An 18008-nucleotide genomic window follows, 5' to 3' on the forward strand; every position below is an offset into this window, starting at 1 on the left:
CTCCTCTTGCGCGGACTGTTGCCCGCCGGCGCGATACTGCTGCTCGCCGTACTGGCGAGCCTGCTGCTCGGCGCCGGTGACGTGGGGCCGTCACGCCTTCGTCTTCGACGAGACGTACTACCCGAAGGACGCCTGGTCACTGCTCCAGCAGGGGTACGAGGGCACCTGGCCGGACCACGCCAACGCCGACATCCTGTCCGTCCCGCAGTCGATCCCGCTGGGTTCCGCGCCCGAGTTCATCGCGCACCCGCCGCTCGGCAAATGGGTGATGGCGATCGGCGAGCAGCTGTTCGGACTGAACCCCTTCGGCTGGCGGTTCATGACCGCCCTGCTCGGCACCCTCGCCGTGCTGATGCTGGCCCGGATCGGGCGCCGCCTCTTCGGCTCCACCCTGATCGGCTGCACCGCCGCGCTGCTGATGTCGGTGGACGGCCTCCAGCTGGTGATGAGCCGGGTCGGCCTGCTCGACGGCATCCAGATGTTCTTCGTGCTCGCCTCCTTCGGCAGCCTGCTGATCGACCGCGACCACGTCCGCGCCCGGCTCGCCCGCGGGGCGGACGCGGGCGAGGACGCCGACGCCGTCCGGCTCGGGTGGCGCCCCTGGCGGATCGCCGCCGGGGTGCTCATCGGCGCCGCCTGCGCGGTCAAGTGGAACGGCGCCCCGATCCTCGCGGCCTTCGGCGTCCTGACCGTCCTGTGGGACCAGGCCGGCCGTCGCGGGGCCGGCGCCCGCCGCCCCTGGCGCTCCATGCTGCGCCTGGACGCCGTCCCGGCCTTCCTCGCCATGGTCGGCTCCGCCGTGGTGGTGTACGTCGGCTCCTGGAGCGGCTGGCTGGCCACCGGCGGCAACGGCCGGGGCGGCTACGACCGGCACTGGGCCGACGGGCGCGCGGGGCTCTCCCCGGACAGCGTCCTCGGCATCCCGCTGCCGCAGGTCCCGATGGGCTGGGTGCCCGCGCCGCTGCGCAGCCTGTGGCACTACCACGCGCAGATGTACGACTTCAACACCGGCCTGAGCACCCCGCACACCTACCAGTCCAACCCCTTCGCCTGGCTGGTCGACGGCCGCCCGGTCTCGATGTACTGGGAACAGGTCCCGTACGGGCAGCACGGCTGCACCTCCTCGGGCGGCTGCGCGGCGCAGATCCTCGGCCTCGGCACGCCGTTCCTGTGGTGGACGGCCTGCTTCGCGCTGGTCTACCTGCTGTGGCGCTGGTTCTTTCGGCGGGACTGGCGCTCGGGCGCGGTCCTGTGCGCGGTGGCCGGGATCTACCTGCCCTGGTTCCAGTACCAGGAGCGGACGATCTTCTCCTTCTACATGGTCGTGCTGGTGCCGTTCCTCTGCCTGGCCGTCGCCCAGATGCTCGGGGCGATGCTCGGCCCGCCCGGGTGCGGCCCGGAGCGCCGCCGGATCGGTGCGATCGGGGCCGGGGTGATCGTGCTCGCGATCGTCGGCTGCTTCGCCTTCTTCTACCCGCTGTACACGGCGGAGGTGATCCCGATGTCGTCCTGGCAGGACCGGATGTGGTTCACCAGCTGGATCTGATGGCTCCTGCGGGCCCGACGGCCGCCGCGGCCCTGGCGGCGTCTGGCGGTCAGCTGCTGCCGGTCACCCCGGTACTCGGGGTGGTCACCGCCGTGCTGCTGCTGGCCGCCGTCGCGGTGGCCGGGTGGGGCCTGCTCGGCCACGGCCACGCGGTGCTGCGGGCCGGGCTGCGCGCGGTGGTGCAGCTGGCCGCGGTCGCCGCGGTGATCACCTGGGTGGTCGGTTCGCTCTGGTGGTCGGCGCTGTTCGTGGTGCTGATGTTCTCGGTCGCGGTGCGCACCGCCGGGCGGCGGATGACCCGGGGCCCGGACTGGGTGTGGGCGGCCGCCCCGATCGGCGCCGGGGTGCTGCCGGTGCTCGCCCTGCTGCTGGGCGTCGGGCTGCTGCCGGCCCAGGGCCTGTCCGTCATCCCGGTCGCGGGCATCCTGATCGGCGGCGCGCTCAGCGCGACCTCGCTGGCCGGGCGGCGCGCGCTGGACGAACTGCGGCTGCGGCGCGGCGAGGTGGAGGCCGCACTGGCGCTCGGCTTCGAGGAGCGCGAGGCCCGGCTGGAGATCTGCCGGACGGCGGCGGCGACCTCGCTCGTCCCGGCGCTGGACCAGACCCGGACGGTCGGCCTGGTCACCCTGCCGGGGGCGTTCGTCGGGATGCTGCTGGGCGGGGCCTCGCCGGTCCAGGCGGGCGCGGTGCAGCTGTTCGTGCTGGTCGGGTTGCTGGCGGTGGAGTCGGTGGCGATCGTGGTGGTGCTGGAACTGGTCGGGCGCGGGCTGGTCGTGGCCGAGCCGGTGGGGGCCGTCCGGTAGCCGGCCCTCCGGCGGGTGGTCGTCCGGTCGGCCGGCGGTCCGGCCGCTCGTCCGCGGCGGGGCGGGGCTGTGGACGGCGTCGGGTACGCTTGGGGCCGTTGAAGGGGAGTAGCCCTCCACCGGACCGTCGACATACTGGCCCCCAGGGGCCCGGCGCCCGGGGCACCGCCCGATGGGCGTTGCCGGCGAGACCTTCGGCCGCAGTGCTGTGACCATGACCAGTGCTGTCGGGCCGAAGCGTCCCCTGGCGGGTCCGCGGAGGCCGGGCAGCCCGACCGAGGACTCCTGATGAGTATCACCGTTGCCGCGTTGACCTTCGGCATCATCTTCCTGGCAGAACTGCCGGACAAGACCGCGCTGGCCAGCCTGGTGCTCGGCACCAAGTACCGCGCGAGCTACGTCTTCGCGGGCATCGCCGCCGCCTTCGCCCTGCAGGTGGGGCTCGCGCTCGTCGCCGGACAGCTGCTCTCGCTGCTGCCGCACCGCTGGGTGGAGGGCGTCACCGGCCTGCTGTTCCTGGTCGGCGCGGCGATGCTGCTGTTCCACGGCGGCGAGGACGAGGACGAGCACGGGGCCAAGGAGCCGTCCTCGAACAGCTTCTGGAAGGTGGCCGGGGCGAGCTTCGTGGTCGTCGCGATCGCCGAGTTCGGCGACCTGACCCAGATCATGACCGCCAACCTGGCCGCCAAGTACGCCGACCCGCTGGCCGTCGGCCTCGGCTCCTGGCTGGCGCTGTGCGCGGTCGGCGGGATCGCCATCGTCGGCGGGCAGAAGCTGCTCAAGCACGTGCCGATGAAGCTGATCATCCGGGTGGCGGCGGCGATCATGGTGGTGCTGGCGGGCATCAGCATCTTCGGGGCGATCACCGGCTGACCGTCGGGCGGGGGCGGGCGGGGCGGCGGCCGGAGCCCGGCGGTCAGCAGGCGCTGTGCTTCTCCAGGGCGGCACGGGTGTTGGGCCCGAAGACGCCCCGCTTGTCGCCCTTGACGTCCCAGATCCACTGGACGTAGCCGACGGTGTTCACCGTGGTGTCGTCGTACAGCCCGGTCACCGGAACGCTCGCCCAGCAGACGACGACCGAGAGCTTCTGCTGCAGGGCCGTGACGTCGGGGCCGCTCATCCCGTACTGCAGGACGCGCGGGGCCGAGGTGGCGGTGGGCGACGGGGCCGGAGCGGAGGACGTCGGCGCGGTCGCGGTCGGCGTGGGGGCCGGGGCGGGGGGAGCCGGCGTGGGCTCGGCGGGCGGCGCGGCGGTCGGCGTCGGCGCGACCGTCTTCGTCGGGCTCGGCTTGCGGGTGGGGGTGGGCGTCGGGCTCGGCGCCTCGCTGGTCGGCGCGGCCGCGCTCGGGACAGGCGTCGCCAGGGTGGGCGGGTCCACCGGCGCGGGCGCCAGGGTGCTCGTCGGCAGCGGCTGCGCCCGCTTGGCGGACGGCTCGCCGGAGGGCGTCACCGCGTAGGCGACACCGATGGTGAGCGCGACCAGGGCGGCACCGATCCCGGCGAGCAGTCCCTTGCGCTGGGCCAACGGCCGCCGTTCGGCCTGTTCGGCCGCCCGTCTGGCGGCCCGGCCGCCGCCTGCCTCCGGCCCGGGCGCGTCCGGGGCCGGACCGTGGCCCGGGGCCTGCCCGAACGGGAAGAGGCCGATCTCGTTCGCCTCCGGCCCGGCGGGCGGGACGGGCGGCAGCACGGTGGTGGCGTGGGCGTCCGGGTGGCCACCCGGACGGGCGTACGCGCCGGCGTCCGCCCCGAAGGGGTGTCCCGCGGCGAACGGGTCATGCCCAGCGGCGAACGGGTCCTGGTCCGCGGCGAACGGGTCCTGGTCCGCCCCGACGGGCGGCAGCACGGTGGTGGCGTACGCGTCCGCGTCCGGCCCGAGCGGGGGAGCGGTCGGCGGCCCGGGCCGTCCCGGGGGGACGGGCGGCAGCACCGTGGTCGCGAACGGGTCCACGACCGGCGCGTTCGGGTGGGGTTCGTCGGCCACCTGGTCGGCGGTCTGCGGGACGTACGGGCGGACCAGCGGCGGGCCCTCGATGTGGGGCAGGACGGTGGTCTCGGTGAGGCTCGGGTCCGGGACGCAGCCGCACCCGGTGGAGCGTGCGGCGCCGCACGTCGGGCAGTGCTGGTCCGGCATCGGCCGGCCCTCCTCGGGTTCGCGTCGATCTCGCGGTCGGTTGTCCGGCCGTGCGGCCGTTCGGTGGTTCGGTCGTTCGGCGCACGTTCCGGGCGGGCCCGGCGCACGAACGCGCCTGATTATGCAGGACCGCCCGAGGGGTGGACAGGGGCGTCCGTCTCCGGGCGGGGGTGTTGTGCCGGTTGGTGCGGGTTGGCTCCTCCGAGAACGCCCGGGGCGCGGCGGTCGTCCCCGGCGCTTACGCTCGGCTCAACCCGGCAGCACATTTCGGGACGAAACCGACCGGCGTGGTGAGCTGGGAGTGATCATCCGCACGGCCCGGCCGACGGGCCCGCGACCCCCTGGAGACGCCATGCCCACGGAGACGTCGTGACGGAGCCGCGCGCCGCGTCCGACCCGGGCCCGGCGGGCCGCTCCGGCCCGCCGGCCGTCACCGTCCACAACCTCTGGGTGCCGATCGGCGCCCTGCTGCTGGCGATGCTGCTCGCCGCCCTCGACCAGACCATCGTCTCCACCGCGCTGCCGACCATCGTCAGCGACCTCGGCGGCCTCGACCACCTCTCCTGGGTGGTCACCGCCTACCTGCTGGCGTCCACCGCCGCGACCCCGCTGTGGGGCAAGCTCGGCGACATGTACGGCCGGAAGCGCTTCTTCCAGGCCTCCATCGTGATCTTCCTGCTCGGCTCGGTGCTGTGCGGGATCGCCCAGAACATGGGCGAGCTGATCGCCTTCCGCGCCCTCCAGGGCCTGGGCGGCGGCGGACTGATGGTGCTCTCCCAGGCGATCGTCGGCGACCTCGTGGCCCCCCGGGACCGCGGCCGCTACCAGGGCCTCTTCGGGGCCGTGTTCGGCGTCACCAGCGTGCTCGGGCCGCTGCTCGGTGGGGTGTTCGTCGACCACCTCAGCTGGCGCTGGGTGTTCTACATCAACCTGCCGATCGGCGTCGTCGCCCTGGTGGTGATCGCGGCGGTGCTGCACGGACTGGAGGTCCGGCGCGAGCACCGGATCGACTACCTCGGCACCGCCCTGATCGCCGCCGTCGCCACCTGCCTGGTGCTGATGACCTCGCTCGGCGGGACCACCTGGGGCTGGACCTCCTGGCAGATCGTCGGCCTCGGCGTGCTCGGGCTGGTGCTGCTGCTCGCCTTCGTCCTGGTCGAGCGGACCGCGGCGGAACCGGTGCTGCCGCTGCGGCTGTTCCGCTCGCGGACGTTCAGCCTGGTCGCGGTGATCTCCTTCGTGGTCGGCTTCGCGATGTTCGGCGCGCTGACCTACCTGCCGACCTTCCTCCAGGTGGTCCAGCAGGTCTCGCCCACCATGTCCGGCATCCACATGCTGCCGATGGTGCTCGGCATGCTGCTCACCTCGATCGGCTCCGGCCAGATCGTCGCCCGCACCGGCCACTACCGGATCTTCCCGATCGCCGGGACGGCGGTGACCACCGTCGGGCTGCTGCTGCTCTCCCGGCTGGACGAGCACAGCAGCACCGCCGAGATGAGCGCGTACTTCCTGGTCTTCGGCCTCGGGCTGGGCCTGGTGATGCAGGTGCTGGTGCTGATCGTGCAGAACTCGGTCGGCTACGAGGACCTCGGCGTGGCCACCGCGGGCGCCACCTTCTTCCGCTCGATCGGGGCCTCCTTCGGCGTCTCCATCTTCGGGACGGTCTTCGCGAGCGGGCTGCGCAGCCGGCTCGCCGACGCCCTGGCGGGGGTGCCGCTGCCGCCCGGCTTCCGGCCGGAGGTCATCACCTCCGACCCTCGCGTCATCCCCCGGCTGCCGGCCGCCGTCCAGCCCGGGGTCTACCACGCCTACGCCGAGTCGATCACCCGGGTCTTCCTGTACGCGGTGCCGGTCGCGCTGGTCGCCTTCGTGCTGTCGCTGTTCCTGCGGGAGCAGAAGCTGCGCTCCACCGTCACCGCGCCGGACCTCAGCGAGTCCATCGGGTTCAACCCGGTCGAACGCACCTCGCTGGACGAGATCGCCCGCGCGCTCTCGGTGCTGAACAGCCGTGAGGCCCGGCGCGACCTCTTCCGCCGGATCACCGAGACCGCCGGGCTGGACCTGCGGCCCGCCTCCAGCTGGCTGCTCCTCCAGATGCACCAGCACGGGTCGATCGAGCCGGCCGAACTGGCCGAGCGGCGGATCGTGCCGGCCGCCGTCATCGAGGAGGCCGTCCGGGAGGTCGAGGGCCGGGGCCTGGCGGCCAGGGCCGGGCGGCTGCCGCTGCGGCTCACCGAACCGGGGGAGGAGGCGGCGCTGCGGCTGGTCGCCGCCCGGCGCACCCAGCTCGCCGAGCTGCTGGGGGACTGGGACGAGCAGCGGTACGCCGAACTCGCCGGGGTGCTGAACCGGCTCAGCGCCTCGCTGTGCGCGGACCCGCGGGACCGTCCGGACCCGTCGGGGCCGCAGGGCCCGTACCGTGGGGAGGGCCGGTCGTTCTGACGGCCCGGCGGTGGTCCCGGACGTGCGGAAGGGTGGTGCGGCGTGCCGCTGGAGATCGAGCGCAAGTTCCTGCTGGGTGACTTCGAGCCGCCGGACACCGCGGTGCGGCTGCGCATCGAGCAGGGGTACATCGCGATCAAGGACGACGGGACGGAGGTGCGGCTGCGGCGGATCGGCGGCAGCCGCGTCCTCGGCGTCAAGCGCAAGGCCTCCTCGGCCGGCGCGCCGGTCCGGATCGAGGTGGAACGCGAGCTGGACGAGCAGGAGTTCACCGAACTCTGGCCGGCCACCGAGGGCGCCCGCCTGGTCAAGGACCGCTACACCTTCGAGGCGTCCGGCGTCACCGTCCACGCGGACGTCTACCGGGGCGGGCTGGCGGGGCTGCGCACCGTCGAGGTCGAGTTCGGCTCCGAGGCGGAGGCGGCGGCCTTCTCGGCGCCGGAGTGGTTCGGCGCCGAGGTCACCGGGGTGAAGGCGTACGGGAACCAGACCCTCGCGACCCGGGGGCTGCCCGGGTCCTGAGGGCCCGTCGGGGCGTTCGGTTCCTGGGGGGTGCCCGGCTGCGTGGCGTGCTCGGTTCCTACGGGTTGCCCGGCTTCTGTGGGGTGCGCGGTTCCTACGGGGTGCCGAACCAGCGCGGGGTGTCGAGGCGGAACGGGTCTCCGGGGGCGAGCCGGCGCAGGCCGTCCTCCAGCTGCCGCAGCTGCTCCTCGCCGAGGGCCGCCGACCACTCCTCGCGCAGCTCGTCGAAGATCCGGGCCGAGCGGAGCAGGCAGTCCGTCCCGCGCTCGGTGAGCCGGACCAGCTTGCGCCGGGTGTCGGCCGGGTCGGAGGCACGCTCGACGTAGCCGAGCTGCTCCAGGTTGTCGACGGTCTTGCCCGCCGCCTGCTTGGTGACGCCGAGGCGGCGGCCGAGTTCGGAGGCGGTGGTGCCCTGCGGGCCGATCGCCTGGAAGACGAAGCCGTGCATCGGGCGCAGGTCGGGGTGGCCCTCGCGGGCGATGCGCTCGTGCAGCTCGTCGATGATCGTCCGGAAGGCGAGCAGCAGACGCAGCGGCAGCTCGAATCCCGGCGGGGGAAGGTCACTTGACACGATAGACAACCTCATTGACCATATAGACAACTTCATTGTCCATCTTAGGGGGTTCCCTCGCCATGCCCGTCATCCGCCGGACCGACGCCCGCCGCACCGAGACCCCGAACGCCGTCATGACCACCCACGCCTCGCCCACCCAGGGCTCCACGGCCCTCGCCGTCTGGCACGTCGACATGGCCGCCGGCGCCCGCGGCCCGCTGCACGCCATGGACACCGAGCAGGTCTGGACGCTGCTCACCGGCACCGCCGCGATCGACCTCGCGGGGGAGCTCCTCACCCTCGCCGCCGGGGACACCGCCGTCCTCCCCGCCGACACCGCCCGCCGGATCGCCACCGACACCGGCTTCACCGCCGTCGTCGCCTCCCCGTCCCCCGCCCACGCCTACAACCCCGACGCCCGCACCCCGGCCGACGCCTGCGCCCTCGCCCCGCGCGACGACCGGCGCGTCCTCCCGCCGTGGATCGCCTGAGACCGACGCGACCGGGGACGGCCCCGGGCTCGCCCGGGCCGTCCCCGCGGTCGACGCCTGCCGCTACTGCCGGCCCTCGATGTCGTCCTGGTTCTGCTGACCCTGTTGCCGTGCCTGCTGCTGGGCCTGCTGCTGGGCCTCGGAGGCCTTCTGCTGGGCGTCGTCACCCTGCTGCGGCTTCTGCTGCCCGCCCAGGCGCGACTTGGCCTCGTCCTCCAACTGCTGTGCCTTGTCCTGGAACTTGTCGCCGATACCCATGACCACTCCCCATGTCCCTCGGGTTCTGGGCTCTCCTACCAGGCTGACACCGCGCTCCCGTGCCTGCACGTCGGCGCCCCACCACCCACCGTGACCGCCGCCGCCCGCCGACGGCCCGCCCGTGAGGTGTAGCAGACTGCTGCCGTCAGCAGTCGCACGAGCAGAAGGAGCACCATGTCCGTCGTCAAGATCAACGTCCTGACAGTGCCGGCCGAGCAGCGCGAGGTGCTGGAGCAGCGCTTCGCCTCCCGCGCCGGCGCGGTGGAGAACTCGGACGGCTTCGAGTGGTTCGAACTCCTCCGCCCCGTCGAGGGCGCGGACCAGTACCTCGTCTACACCCGCTGGCGCAGTGAGGAGGACTTCAAGGCCTGGATGGAGGGCCCGATGAAGTCGGCCCACCAGAACGGCCCGTCCGGCGAGGGCGAGGCGCCCAAGCGCCCCGCCGCCTCCGGTTCCACCCTCTGGTCCTTCGAGGTCGTCCAGTCCGCGGGCCCCAAGGCCTGACGTCCGTACGGCGGTTGCGTGCCCCGGGGCTCCTATGGCCCCGGGGCACGCGGCTTTCCGGGGGTGGGCGGGGCGGTCAGGGGAGGGGGGTGAGCGGGGCGTGGCCGGTGGGCCAGAGGAGGCGGAGGTGGAGGGGCGGGGGGTCGAGGGGGAGGCGGGTGAGGGTGCCGGCGGTGAGGTGGTCGTGCACGGCGTGGGCGGGGAGGAGGGCGAGGCCGAGGCCCTGCTCGGCGCAGGCGCGGGTGGTGGGGACGCCGCCGGTGTGGAGGCGGCGGACGTGCCGGCCGAGGAGGCGTTCGCCGGCGAGGTGGTAGCAGCAGGTGGGGGAGTCGACGAGGAGGCGGTGGCCGCGGAGCCGGTCGGGGGTGAGGGCGGTGGCGCGGGCGAGCGGGTGTGCGGGGGAGGCGACCAGGGCGAGGGGGACGTCCTGGAGGTCGAGGTGGTCGAGCGGTGCCGGCGGCAGGGGGAAGCCGAGGGAGCCGAGCGGCCCGGGGGAGTCGAGGACGAGGGCGGCCTCCAGGGCTCCGGCGGCGACGCCGTCGAGGAGGGCGTCGCGGGAGGGGCTGGTGTGGAGGGACGGGTCCAGGTCGGGCCGGTGGGCGGCGAGGCGGTCCAGGACGGCCGGGACGTGGCCGGCGGCGACGGTCTCCAGTACGCCGAGGCGCAGCCGGGTCCGGGTGACGACGACCTCGCGGCGGGCCTGCTCGGCCTGGTCGAGGAGCCGGTGGGACCAGGGCAGCAGCCGCTCCCCGGCCGGGGTGAGGGTCATGCCGCGCGGTGCCCGGTCGAACAGCTCGGTGCCGAGGCTGCGTTCGAGGGTGCTGACCTGCTCGGAGACCGAGGCCGGGGCGAGCCCGAGGGCCACCGCCGCGCCGGCGACCGTGCGGTGGGCGGCGACGGCCTCGAAGACGCGCAACTGACGTAGTTCCACTGGCTTTCCCCGGTTCCCCCGAAGGTTCGTGCCGTGCTCGTGCTGCGGGACAGCGTACGGGTGGCCTACCGGGGCGCACGGGGAATCCGGCGGGTTCGGGGGCCTGGGGCGCCTTCGGGGGTGCGGCCGGGGGGGGCGGTACGAGGGGCTAGCCGGCCGCGGCCTCCGCCAGGGCCCTGCCCGTGAGCGAGTCCGTCCGGCGGGCCAGCTCGGCCGGCGGGCCGGTGAACAGCAGCCGGCCGCCGTCCGACCCGGCGCCCGGCCCGATGTCGATCACGTGGTCGGCCTGGGCGACGACCCGGAGGTTGTGCTCGACGACGACCAGGGTCGCGCCCGCGTCCACGAGCTCGGCGAAGAGTCCGTCCAGCCGCTCCACGTCGCTGGGGTGCAGGCCGGTCGTCGGTTCGTCGAGGACGATCCGCTCCTCGGCGAAGCCGGCGGAGGCGCTGAGGTGCCGGGCGAGCAGGAGGCGCTGCTTCTCGCCGCCGGAGAGGGTGTCGAGCGACTGCCCGACGGCGGTGTAGCCGAGCCCGACGCGCTCCAGCCACCGCAGCGGCTCCGCGATGTCCGGGCGGTCGGAGAAGAGTTCGGCCACCGGGCCCGCCGCCGTCCGCAGGACGTCCGCGATGGTGTGCCCGTCGAGTTCCGCCTTCAGGGCCGTGGGGTTGAAGCGCTCGCCGCCGCAGGCGTCGCAGGGCGTGGCGACGTCGTCCAGGAAGGCGAGTTCGGTGGTGATGTGGCCCTTGCCGCGGCAGGCGGGGCAGGCCCCCTTGGAGTTGAAGCTGAACCAGGCCGGTTCGAGTCCGGACGCGGCGGCGAACGCCTCGCGCACGCCGTCGGCGACGCCGAGGACGCTCAGCGACATCGACCGTACGCCGCCGCGCAGCGGGTCCTGTCCGACGACCGTGAACCCGGGGTGCTGGCGCGGGAGTTCGTTGGTGGCGAGGGAGCTCTTGCCGGAGCCCGCGACGCCCGTGACGGCGGTGAGGACGCCGATCGGGATGTCGACGTCGAAGCCGGTGAGGTTGTGCGCCGAGGCGCCCACGACCCGGACGCGGTCGCGCGGCTCGCGGACCGTGCGCCGCGGCTCCAGCGGGGTGGAGAGTAGCCGCCCGGTGGCGGTGCCGCTCGCGCGCAGTTCCTCCGGTGTCCCCTCGAACCGCACGAGGCCGCCGTCCTTCCCCGCGCCCGGCCCCATGTCGACCACGTGGTCGGCGACCCGGATCACCTGGGGGTGGTGCTCCACGACGAGGACGGTGTTGCCCGCGTCGCGCAGTCTCAGCAGGAGCTGGTTGAGCCGTCGTACGTCGGCGGGGTGGAGGCCGGTCGAGGGCTCGTCGAAGACGTACGTGATGTCGGTGAGGGCACTGCCGAGGTGCCGGACGATCTTCACCCGCTGGGCCTCGCCGCCGGAGAGCGTCGAGGACTCGCGGTCGAGCGAGAGGTAGCCGAGCCCGACCGACAGCAGTGCGTCCAGGGTGTGGCGGATGCCGGCGAGCGCCGGCTCCACCCGCGGATCGTCCACCGTCTCCAGGAGGGCACGGAGGTCGGCGACCGACATGGCCGACCAGTCCACGATCGACCGCCCGTCGACGAGGCTGGCGCGGGCCGCGGCGTTCAACCGGGCTCCCCCGCACGCGGGGCAGACCCGGCGGGTGGTGAGGCGCTCCAGTTCCTCGTGCACCTGCGGGGACATCTTGGTCGGACGGTTCTTCACGTACACGTCGCGCATCCGGGTGATGACGCCGTCGAAGCGGGCGGTCTTGGGGAAGCGCGGATCGGGGTTCGGCAGCTTGAGCTGGTCCGCGTAGAGGAAGAGCCGCATCTCCTCCTCCGAGTAGTCCTTCAGCGGCTTGTTCCGGTCGAACAGGCCGCAGTACGCGAAGCGCTTCCAGCGGTAGACCCCGGGCCGGAACTGACTGAACCGCACCGGGCCCTCGTCGATGGTCCGCTCCGGGTCGATCAGCTCCTCGACGTCGATGTCGACGACGGTGCCCAGGCCCTCGCAGTCGGGGCACATGCCCGCCGGGTCGTTGAAGGAGTACGCGGGCGAGAACCCGGCGGAGGGCTCGCCGATCCGGGAGAACACGAGCCTGAGCAGCGGCGCGATGTCGGAGGCCGTGGAGACGGTCGAGCGCGAGTTCCCGGTGAAGCGGCGCTGGTCGATGATGGCGGTGAAGGTGAGGCCGCTCATCGACTGCACCTCGGGGGCCGGCATGTGCGGCAGCCGGTTCCGCACGAAGGAGGCGTACGTGTCGTTCACGAGGCGCTGCGCCTCGGCGGCGACGGTGTCGAGCACCAGCGAGGACTTGCCGGACCCGGAGACTCCCGTGACGACCGTCAGGGCCTTCTTCGGCAGGTCCAGGCTGACGTTCCGGAGGTTGTTGACGGCCGCTCCCACGACCCGGATGACGGCTTCGTCGGTGGAGTTCTGAGCGCCCATGCCCACCAGCATAGATACGCTCGGCGATTCGTTCGGGTCGGGACCGAGACCGGGAGCGAGACCGGGGCCGGGGCCCTAGCCGGCGAGCAGTCCGTCCAGGTACTCCCGCACCGGAGGGAACAGCGGGAACGGCACGTACTCGGCCAGCTCGGCGCGCGACGCCCACACCACCCGGTCCAGCTCGTCGGAGTCCACGACAGTGGCGGTGCCGCCGACCACCTCGCAGGCCGTGTACGCCATCCGCCGCCCGTTCCGCGGATGCGTGCGCTCGCCGAGCAGCCGGGCGGCGACGACGCGCAGGCCGGTCTCCTCGGCCGTCTCGCGGGCGGCCGCCGCCTCGGCGGACTCGTCCGGCTCGACCTCCCCGGCCGGGAACTGCCAGGACAGCTCGCCCTCGGCGATCCGCCGCCGGACCATCAGCACCCGGCCGTCCCTGACGACGATCGCGACGGCGACGGCGGGGAGGTCCTGCTCGGGGTTCTGCTCGGTCATCGCTCTGCTCCTCGAAGGCGGGGATGCCGACAGGCTAGTTCGCGCGAGGGAGGCACCGGTGGCATCGGCGGTGGCTCGGCCGGGTGATCCCCGTCGGTTCGCCCCCTCTCCCCCCGGCGCCGCGCTGGTGTCCTGACCCGGGCGCTCCAGGTGCGACGGCGCCCGGATCGTGCGGGCGACGGCGCGCCCCGGAGCGAGAAGCCCCGGGGCGCGGACGGGATCAGTCGGGGACGTCAGTTGCGGACGAGGAGCGAGGCTCCCACGCCGTTGCAGGCGGTCCCGTTGAAGGTGGTGGTGTGGAAGCCCGCCGGAACGGGCTGGTACTGGCAGATCCACAGGCCCGGTTTGGCCAGCTGGGTGAACCAGGCGCCGATGCCGCCGGCGCAGGGGCCGAAATTGTTCTCGTGGGCGGTGTTGACGTACCCGGGCTGGAACGGCGAGCCCGCGCAGGTCCAGATGCCGTCCCGGACCTTCTGCATGTACCAGGAGTCGATGTTGGCGCAGTTCATGCCGCTGACGACGTGCTGGGTGAGCACGTAGCCGGGGGGCTGCGGCGAGGTGCCGCAGGTCCACAGGCCGTCCTTGGGCAGCTGCATGTACCAGGAGTCGAAACCGTCGCAGCCGGTGGGCGTGTGGCCGGAGAGCACGTAGCCGTCCGGGATCGGTGAGGTGGCGCAGGTCCAGATGCCGTCCTTCACGGGCGTCTGGAGCCATTCGCCGATTCCGCCGCACCCGGCCCTGTGCGCGACGAGGACCCAGCCGGGCGGCACGGGCGTCCCGCTGCAGATCCACCCGACCGCCGGCCCGGCGGCGGCGTCCGCGGCGGCGGCGGTGGATGTGGCGGCGGCGGTGCCGGTGGCGGTGCCGGTGAGGACGGCCACCAGCAGGGCGACCACCCCCACCAGGGCGGCGAGCCGGCCCCGGAGGGCCGCGATGGGGGGACGGTCCAGGAGGCGGTGGTGCTTTTCGATCACTTCACACCTGTCCAATCGGAAGGTCCGTACGACCTCGAACGACTGAGGCCGTAAGGGGGTCGGGTTGTGGAGCTGGTGTGAGCGTAGCGATACTTGGAACGCTCCAATAGATGCGGCATGGACACATCAAATATTTGGCCGGAAGTATCCCGAGGCCGCCTCGACCCGCTGTGCCGGAGGGCCGGTCGAGGCGGCGCCGCCGCGGAGGCATCCGCCCGCGGGGCGGGCCGCCGTCAGCTCTCCGGCGGGCGGAAGGCGACCGGGGCGTCGAAGGCGGCGCGCCGGGTCGTACGCCGCAGGGCGCGCAGGACGGGGGTGCCGAGGGTGAGGCACAGGACGACCGTGAGGGCGGCCCTCGGCAGGTCCCAGCCCAGGGACGTGGTCAGGCAGTAGGCGGCGAAGCGGACCAGGTTGTCGGGCAGCGGGTCGCCGGGCACGAAGGAGATGGAACCGGCCAGGCCGCCGATGTACGGCCAGCCCTGGAGGTTCATGATCGTGCCGTAGAGCAGGGACGCGACGGCCCCGTACCCGGCCAGCAGCCAGAGCTCGCGGCGGCCGCGCAGGGACGCGGCCCCCGGCAGCAGTCCGGCCCCCAGGCAGACCCACCCCATGGCGAGCATCTGGAACGGCAGCCACGGCCCCACCCCGCCGGTGAGCAGCGCGGAGGCGAACATCGACAGCGAGCCGAGCACGAAGCCGAAGCCCGGGCCGAGCACCCGCCCGGACAGCACCATCAGGAAGAACATCGGCTCCAGCCCTGCCGTGCCCGCGCCGAGCGGCCGCAGTGCCGCGCCGGCCGCGGCCAGCACGCCCAGCAGCGCCACGGACTTGGCGTCCAGGCCGGGCGCGCCGCCGCCCGCCGTGCGGCCCTCGGAGATCTGGGCGATGACGACGGCGAGCAACAGGGGGAGGAGCAGCGCGAACAGCCAGGGGGCGTCCGCCGAGTGGCCGACCAGCGCCGACCCGGTGGAGGCGAGCAGCGGCCAGCCGAAGGCGGCGACGCCGACGAAGGAGACGGACAGCAGCGCCGTGACGGACCGGCGCCCGAGCGGGACGGGACGAGTGCTCATGCGCCCGGCGCCTCCGTGCCCGCAGCCTCGGTGCCCGGCGCCTCGGTGCCCGGAGCCTCGGCACCCGGAGCCTCGGCACCCGGAGCCTCCGTGCCCGGCGTCTCCACGCCCGAAGCCTCCACACCCGGAGCCTCCATGCCCAGCGCCTCCGCGACCTGCCCGACCGTGAGCCACGGCCCGGGCGCGAGCACCTTGGCGACCTGCGGGGCGAAGGCCGGTGAGGAGACCACCACCTCCGCCGTCGGGCCGTCCGCGACGATCTCCCCCTCGGCCAGGATCACCGTGCGGTGGGCGAGTTCGGCGGCCAGTTCGACGTCGTGGGTGGCCAGCAGCACGGCGTGGTCCTCGGCCGCCAGCGAGCGCAGGATCTCCACCAGCCGGGCCTTGGCCGCGTAGTCGAGGCCGCGGGTCGGCTCGTCCAGGAGCAGCAGCGGGGGCCGGGCGGTGAGCACCACGGCGAGCGCGAGGGTGAGCCGCTGGCCCTCGGAGAGGTCGCGCGGATGGGCCTCGTCGGGGATGCCGGGCAGCAGGCGCCCGACCAGCGCGCGGCAGGTGCCGGCGGGGGCGCCCGCGTCGCCGTCCGCCGCGGCGCACTCGGCGGCGACCGACTCGCCGTACAGCAGGTCGCGCGGGTCCTGCGGGACGAGGCCGACCTCGCGGATCAGCTCGGCGGGGCGGGTGCGGTGCGGGGTGCGGCCGCCGACCTTCACGCTGCCGGAGGCGGGAGCGTGCAGGCCGACCAGGCTGCCGAGCAGAGTGGACTTGCCGGCGCCGTTGCGGCCCATCAGGGCGGTGATCTCGCCGGGGTGGAGCGCGAGGTCGACGCCGCGAAGGGCGGGGACCGGGCCGCGCCGCACGGCGAGGCGGTCGGTGACGGCGATCGGGGAGGCGGCCCCGGCAGCGGATGCGGGCGGTGTCCGGCCGTCCAGTTCGGCGCGCAGCGGTGCGGCCTTGCGGCGCGCGTCGCGGACCGAGAGCGGCAGTGGCCGCCAGCCCGCGAGCCGGCCGAGGCCGACCACCGGCGGGTGCACCGGGGAGTGCGCCATCACCTCGGCGGGTTCGCCGAGGACGGGCGCGGCGTCCGGGGTGAGCAGCAGCACCTGGTCGGCGTACTGGACGACCCGCTCCAGCCGGTGCTCGGCCATCAGCACGGTGGTGCCGAGGTCGTGCACCAGGCGCTGGAGGACGGACAGCACCTCCTCGGCCGCGCCCGGGTCGAGCGCCGAGGTGGGCTCGTCCAGGACCAGCACGCGCGGGTGCACGGTGAGCACCGAGCCGATCGCGACGCGCTGCTGCTGGCCCCCGGAGAGGGAGTTCAGCGCGCGGTCGCGCAGGTCGGCGAGGCCGAGCAGGTCGAGGGTCTCCTCGACCCGGCGGCGCATCACGTCGCCCGGCAGGCCCAGCGACTCCATGCCGTAGGCGAGTTCGTCCTCCACCGTGTCGGTGACGAAGTGCGCCGCCGGGTCCTGCCCGACCGTGCCGACCAGGTCGGCGAGTTCGCGTGGCCGGTGCTCGCGGGTGTCCCGGCCGCCGACGGTGACCCGGCCGTGCAGCACCCCGCCGGTGAAGTGCGGCACCAGGCCGCTGACCGTACCCAGCAGGGTGGACTTGCCGGAGCCGGACGGGCCCACCAGCAGGCAGAGTTCACCCTCGGGGACGGTGAGGTCGACGCCGTTCAGCACGGGCGCGGCCGAGTCCGCGTACCGGACGGAGACCTGCTCGAAGGTGATCACGATGCCCTCCGGGGCGGGGTCGGGGCGGCGAACGCCGGTACCAGGCCGAGCAGGACGGCCAGTACGGCGGTCAGCGGCAGCGCGGGGACGGTGGGCGGGACGACGGTGGGGGCGAACGCGGCCGGGTCCTGCGCGGCCAGGTAGGTGACGAGGGCCGCCACGGCCGTCCCGGAGCCGGCCGTCAGCCACTCGGGAAGGGCCCAGGGGTCGGGCCGGTAGCGGCTCCTGACGGACCGTCGGCTGCCGAGCAGCAGTCCGGCGAAGGCGGCGGCCAGGCCGAGCAGCAGGACGGGCAGGGCCCAGCCCGCGCCGCCGGCCGTCAGCAGTCCGTACGCGGCCAGGCAGACCCCGAGCAGTCCGGCCAGGGTGAGTGCGGCCGTCGCCCGGGCGAGCCGGCGCGGGACGTCGGCGGTGCGGCCGAAGCCCCGGGTGTCCATCGCGGCGGCCAGCGCGATGGACCGCTCCAACGCGCCCTCCAGTACCGGGAGTCCGACGCTCAGCACGGCCGCGACGCCCCTGTCAGAGCGGCCGCGCAGCCGGCGGGCGGCCCGCAGCCGGCGGACGTCCGCGACCAGGTTCGGCGCGAAGGTCATCGCCACCACGACGGCGACACCCGCCTCGTAGAGCGCCCCGGGCAGGGCGCGCAGCAGGCGGGCCGGGCTGGCCAGCGAGTTGGCGGCGCCGACGCAGATCAGCAGGGTGGCCAGCCGCAGCCCGTCGTACAGTGCGGCGAGCAGCCCCTCGACGGTGACCCGGCCGCCGATCCGCACGCCCTGCGCCCAGGCGGGCAGCGGGAGTTCGGGCAGGGTGAACAGCACGTGGGTGCCCGGGACCGGCGAGCCGAGGAAGACCGCGAACACCAGCCGGATGCCGAGCACCAGCAGGCCCAGCCGCAGGAACGCCCCGTACGAGCGCGACCACGGCGCATCGCCCCGGCGGGCCGCGACCACGTACCCGGCGACCGCGGCGAGCAGCAGCAGGATCGCCGGGTTGGTGGTGCGGGTCGCCGCCGCGCCCAGCCCGAGCGCCCACAACCACCAGGCCCCGGGGTGCAGTTGCCGGGGTCCGGTGGGCGGCCTGGTGCTACGGGGGGCGCTGCTGCTCACGGTGCTGTC

The 18008-nt window shown here is 74.3% G+C and carries 17 protein-coding genes; 7 read left to right on the plus strand and 10 right to left on the minus strand.

Translation table 11 applies throughout. The features are described from left to right. The first annotated feature begins 76 nt into the window (after positions 1-76). From ACWD4P_RS26045 to ACWD4P_RS26055, 3 genes are all read left to right on the plus strand, one after another. Positions 77-1546 carry a dolichyl-phosphate-mannose--protein mannosyltransferase gene (locus ACWD4P_RS26045; RefSeq protein ID WP_449781236.1) on the plus strand — a complete coding sequence of 490 codons (1470 nt, stop codon included), beginning with the start codon at positions 77-79 and terminating at the stop codon, positions 1544-1546. Next, entirely contained in the window at positions 1546-2349 is an 804-nt protein-coding gene (locus tag ACWD4P_RS26050; RefSeq protein WP_449781237.1) for an ABC transporter permease, read from the plus strand. The genes ACWD4P_RS26045 and ACWD4P_RS26050 overlap by 1 nt, the downstream gene beginning before the upstream one ends. A gap of 285 nt (positions 2350-2634) precedes the next feature. Next, positions 2635-3222 (plus strand): TMEM165/GDT1 family protein, encoded by a 588-nt coding sequence (locus ACWD4P_RS26055; protein ID WP_359831368.1) that lies wholly within the window; start codon positions 2635-2637, stop codon positions 3220-3222. Between the two features lie 43 nt (positions 3223-3265). On the opposite strand, the gene ACWD4P_RS26060 is transcribed toward ACWD4P_RS26055, so the two are convergent. Further along, positions 3266-4480, minus strand: a complete 1215-nt coding sequence (locus ACWD4P_RS26060; protein WP_449781238.1) for a hypothetical protein — start codon at positions 4478-4480, stop codon at positions 3266-3268. 369 nt (positions 4481-4849) lie between these two features. Between ACWD4P_RS26060 and ACWD4P_RS26065 the strand changes: the two genes are divergently transcribed. Both ACWD4P_RS26065 and ACWD4P_RS26070 read left to right on the plus strand, forming a co-directional pair. Beyond that, positions 4850-6922, plus strand: coding sequence for an MFS transporter (locus ACWD4P_RS26065; RefSeq protein ID WP_449781239.1), 2073 nt, complete (start codon positions 4850-4852; stop codon positions 6920-6922). A gap of 42 nt (positions 6923-6964) precedes the next feature. Next, entirely contained in the window at positions 6965-7444 is a 480-nt protein-coding gene (locus tag ACWD4P_RS26070) for a CYTH domain-containing protein (protein ID WP_449781240.1), read from the plus strand. Positions 7445-7538: 94 nt separating this feature from the next. On the opposite strand, the gene ACWD4P_RS26075 is transcribed toward ACWD4P_RS26070, so the two are convergent. Continuing rightward, positions 7539-8015 carry a MarR family winged helix-turn-helix transcriptional regulator gene (locus ACWD4P_RS26075; RefSeq protein WP_449781241.1) on the minus strand — a complete coding sequence of 159 codons (477 nt, stop codon included), beginning with the start codon at positions 8013-8015 and terminating at the stop codon, positions 7539-7541. A gap of 62 nt (positions 8016-8077) precedes the next feature. Here ACWD4P_RS26075 and ACWD4P_RS26080 point away from each other — a divergent pair, with 62 nt between their 5' ends. Next, positions 8078-8488, plus strand: coding sequence for a cupin domain-containing protein (locus ACWD4P_RS26080; protein ID WP_449781242.1), 411 nt, complete (start codon positions 8078-8080; stop codon positions 8486-8488). A gap of 63 nt (positions 8489-8551) precedes the next feature. Here ACWD4P_RS26080 and ACWD4P_RS26085 read toward each other — a convergent pair whose 3' ends face one another. Beyond that, on the minus strand, positions 8552-8746 hold the full coding sequence (locus tag ACWD4P_RS26085; protein WP_449781243.1) for a hypothetical protein: 195 nt from the start codon (positions 8744-8746) through the stop codon (positions 8552-8554). 174 nt (positions 8747-8920) lie between these two features. On the opposite strand from ACWD4P_RS26085, the gene ACWD4P_RS26090 reads away from it, so the two are divergent. Beyond that, the gene (locus ACWD4P_RS26090; protein ID WP_449781244.1) at positions 8921-9250 is read left to right on the plus strand and encodes an antibiotic biosynthesis monooxygenase family protein; all 330 of its coding nucleotides are present in this window, start codon (positions 8921-8923) and stop codon (positions 9248-9250) included. 76 nt (positions 9251-9326) lie between these two features. Here the strand turns inward: ACWD4P_RS26090 and ACWD4P_RS26095 are convergent, their stop codons facing one another. The 7 genes from ACWD4P_RS26095 to ACWD4P_RS26125 form a co-directional block, all read right to left on the minus strand. Continuing rightward, entirely contained in the window at positions 9327-10181 is an 855-nt protein-coding gene (locus tag ACWD4P_RS26095) for a LysR family transcriptional regulator (protein ID WP_449781245.1), read from the minus strand. A 148-nt stretch (positions 10182-10329) separates the two neighbouring features. Beyond that, positions 10330-12624: an excinuclease ABC subunit UvrA gene (locus ACWD4P_RS26100; protein ID WP_359828108.1), complete on the minus strand. Its 2295-nt coding sequence runs from the start codon at positions 12622-12624 to the stop codon at positions 10330-10332. 75 nt (positions 12625-12699) lie between these two features. Continuing rightward, entirely contained in the window at positions 12700-13116 is a 417-nt protein-coding gene (locus tag ACWD4P_RS26105) for an NUDIX hydrolase (protein ID WP_449781246.1), read from the minus strand. A 233-nt stretch (positions 13117-13349) separates the two neighbouring features. After that, entirely contained in the window at positions 13350-14090 is a 741-nt protein-coding gene (locus ACWD4P_RS26110) for a hypothetical protein (RefSeq protein WP_449781247.1), read from the minus strand. A 233-nt stretch (positions 14091-14323) separates the two neighbouring features. Next, positions 14324-15160 (minus strand): ECF transporter S component, encoded by an 837-nt coding sequence (locus ACWD4P_RS26115; protein WP_359828111.1) that lies wholly within the window; start codon positions 15158-15160, stop codon positions 14324-14326. Beyond that, the gene (locus tag ACWD4P_RS26120; protein WP_449781248.1) at positions 15157-16893 is read right to left on the minus strand and encodes an ABC transporter ATP-binding protein; all 1737 of its coding nucleotides are present in this window, start codon (positions 16891-16893) and stop codon (positions 15157-15159) included. The genes ACWD4P_RS26115 and ACWD4P_RS26120 overlap by 4 nt, the downstream gene beginning before the upstream one ends. Then, positions 16890-17999, minus strand: coding sequence for a CbiQ family ECF transporter T component (locus ACWD4P_RS26125; protein ID WP_449781249.1), 1110 nt, complete (start codon positions 17997-17999; stop codon positions 16890-16892). Before ACWD4P_RS26125 ends, ACWD4P_RS26120 begins: the two co-directional genes overlap by 4 nt. Positions 18000-18008 lie beyond the last annotated feature (9 nt).

The sequence above is a fragment of the Kitasatospora sp. NPDC002543 genome (assembly GCF_053594915.1).

Bases quoted from the DNA above. Each gene is read 5' to 3' on its own strand.
- ACWD4P_RS26060 (WP_449781238.1), bottom strand. From the start codon at position 4,480: ATGCCGGACCAGCACTGCCCGACGTGCGGCGCCGCACGCTCCACCGGG.
- ACWD4P_RS26100 (WP_359828108.1), bottom strand. From the start codon at position 12,624: ATGGGCGCTCAGAACTCCACCGACGAAGCCGTCATCCGGGTCGTGGGA.
- ACWD4P_RS26085 (WP_449781243.1), bottom strand. From the start codon at position 8,746: ATGGGTATCGGCGACAAGTTCCAGGACAAGGCACAGCAGTTGGAGGAC.
- ACWD4P_RS26080 (WP_449781242.1), top strand. From the start codon at position 8,078: ATGCCCGTCATCCGCCGGACCGACGCCCGCCGCACCGAGACCCCGAAC.
- ACWD4P_RS26115 (WP_359828111.1), bottom strand. From the start codon at position 15,160: ATGAGCACTCGTCCCGTCCCGCTCGGGCGCCGGTCCGTCACGGCGCTG.
- ACWD4P_RS26090 (WP_449781244.1), top strand. From the start codon at position 8,921: ATGTCCGTCGTCAAGATCAACGTCCTGACAGTGCCGGCCGAGCAGCGC.
- ACWD4P_RS26050 (WP_449781237.1), top strand. From the start codon at position 1,546: ATGGCTCCTGCGGGCCCGACGGCCGCCGCGGCCCTGGCGGCGTCTGGC.
- ACWD4P_RS26105 (WP_449781246.1), bottom strand. From the start codon at position 13,116: ATGACCGAGCAGAACCCCGAGCAGGACCTCCCCGCCGTCGCCGTCGCG.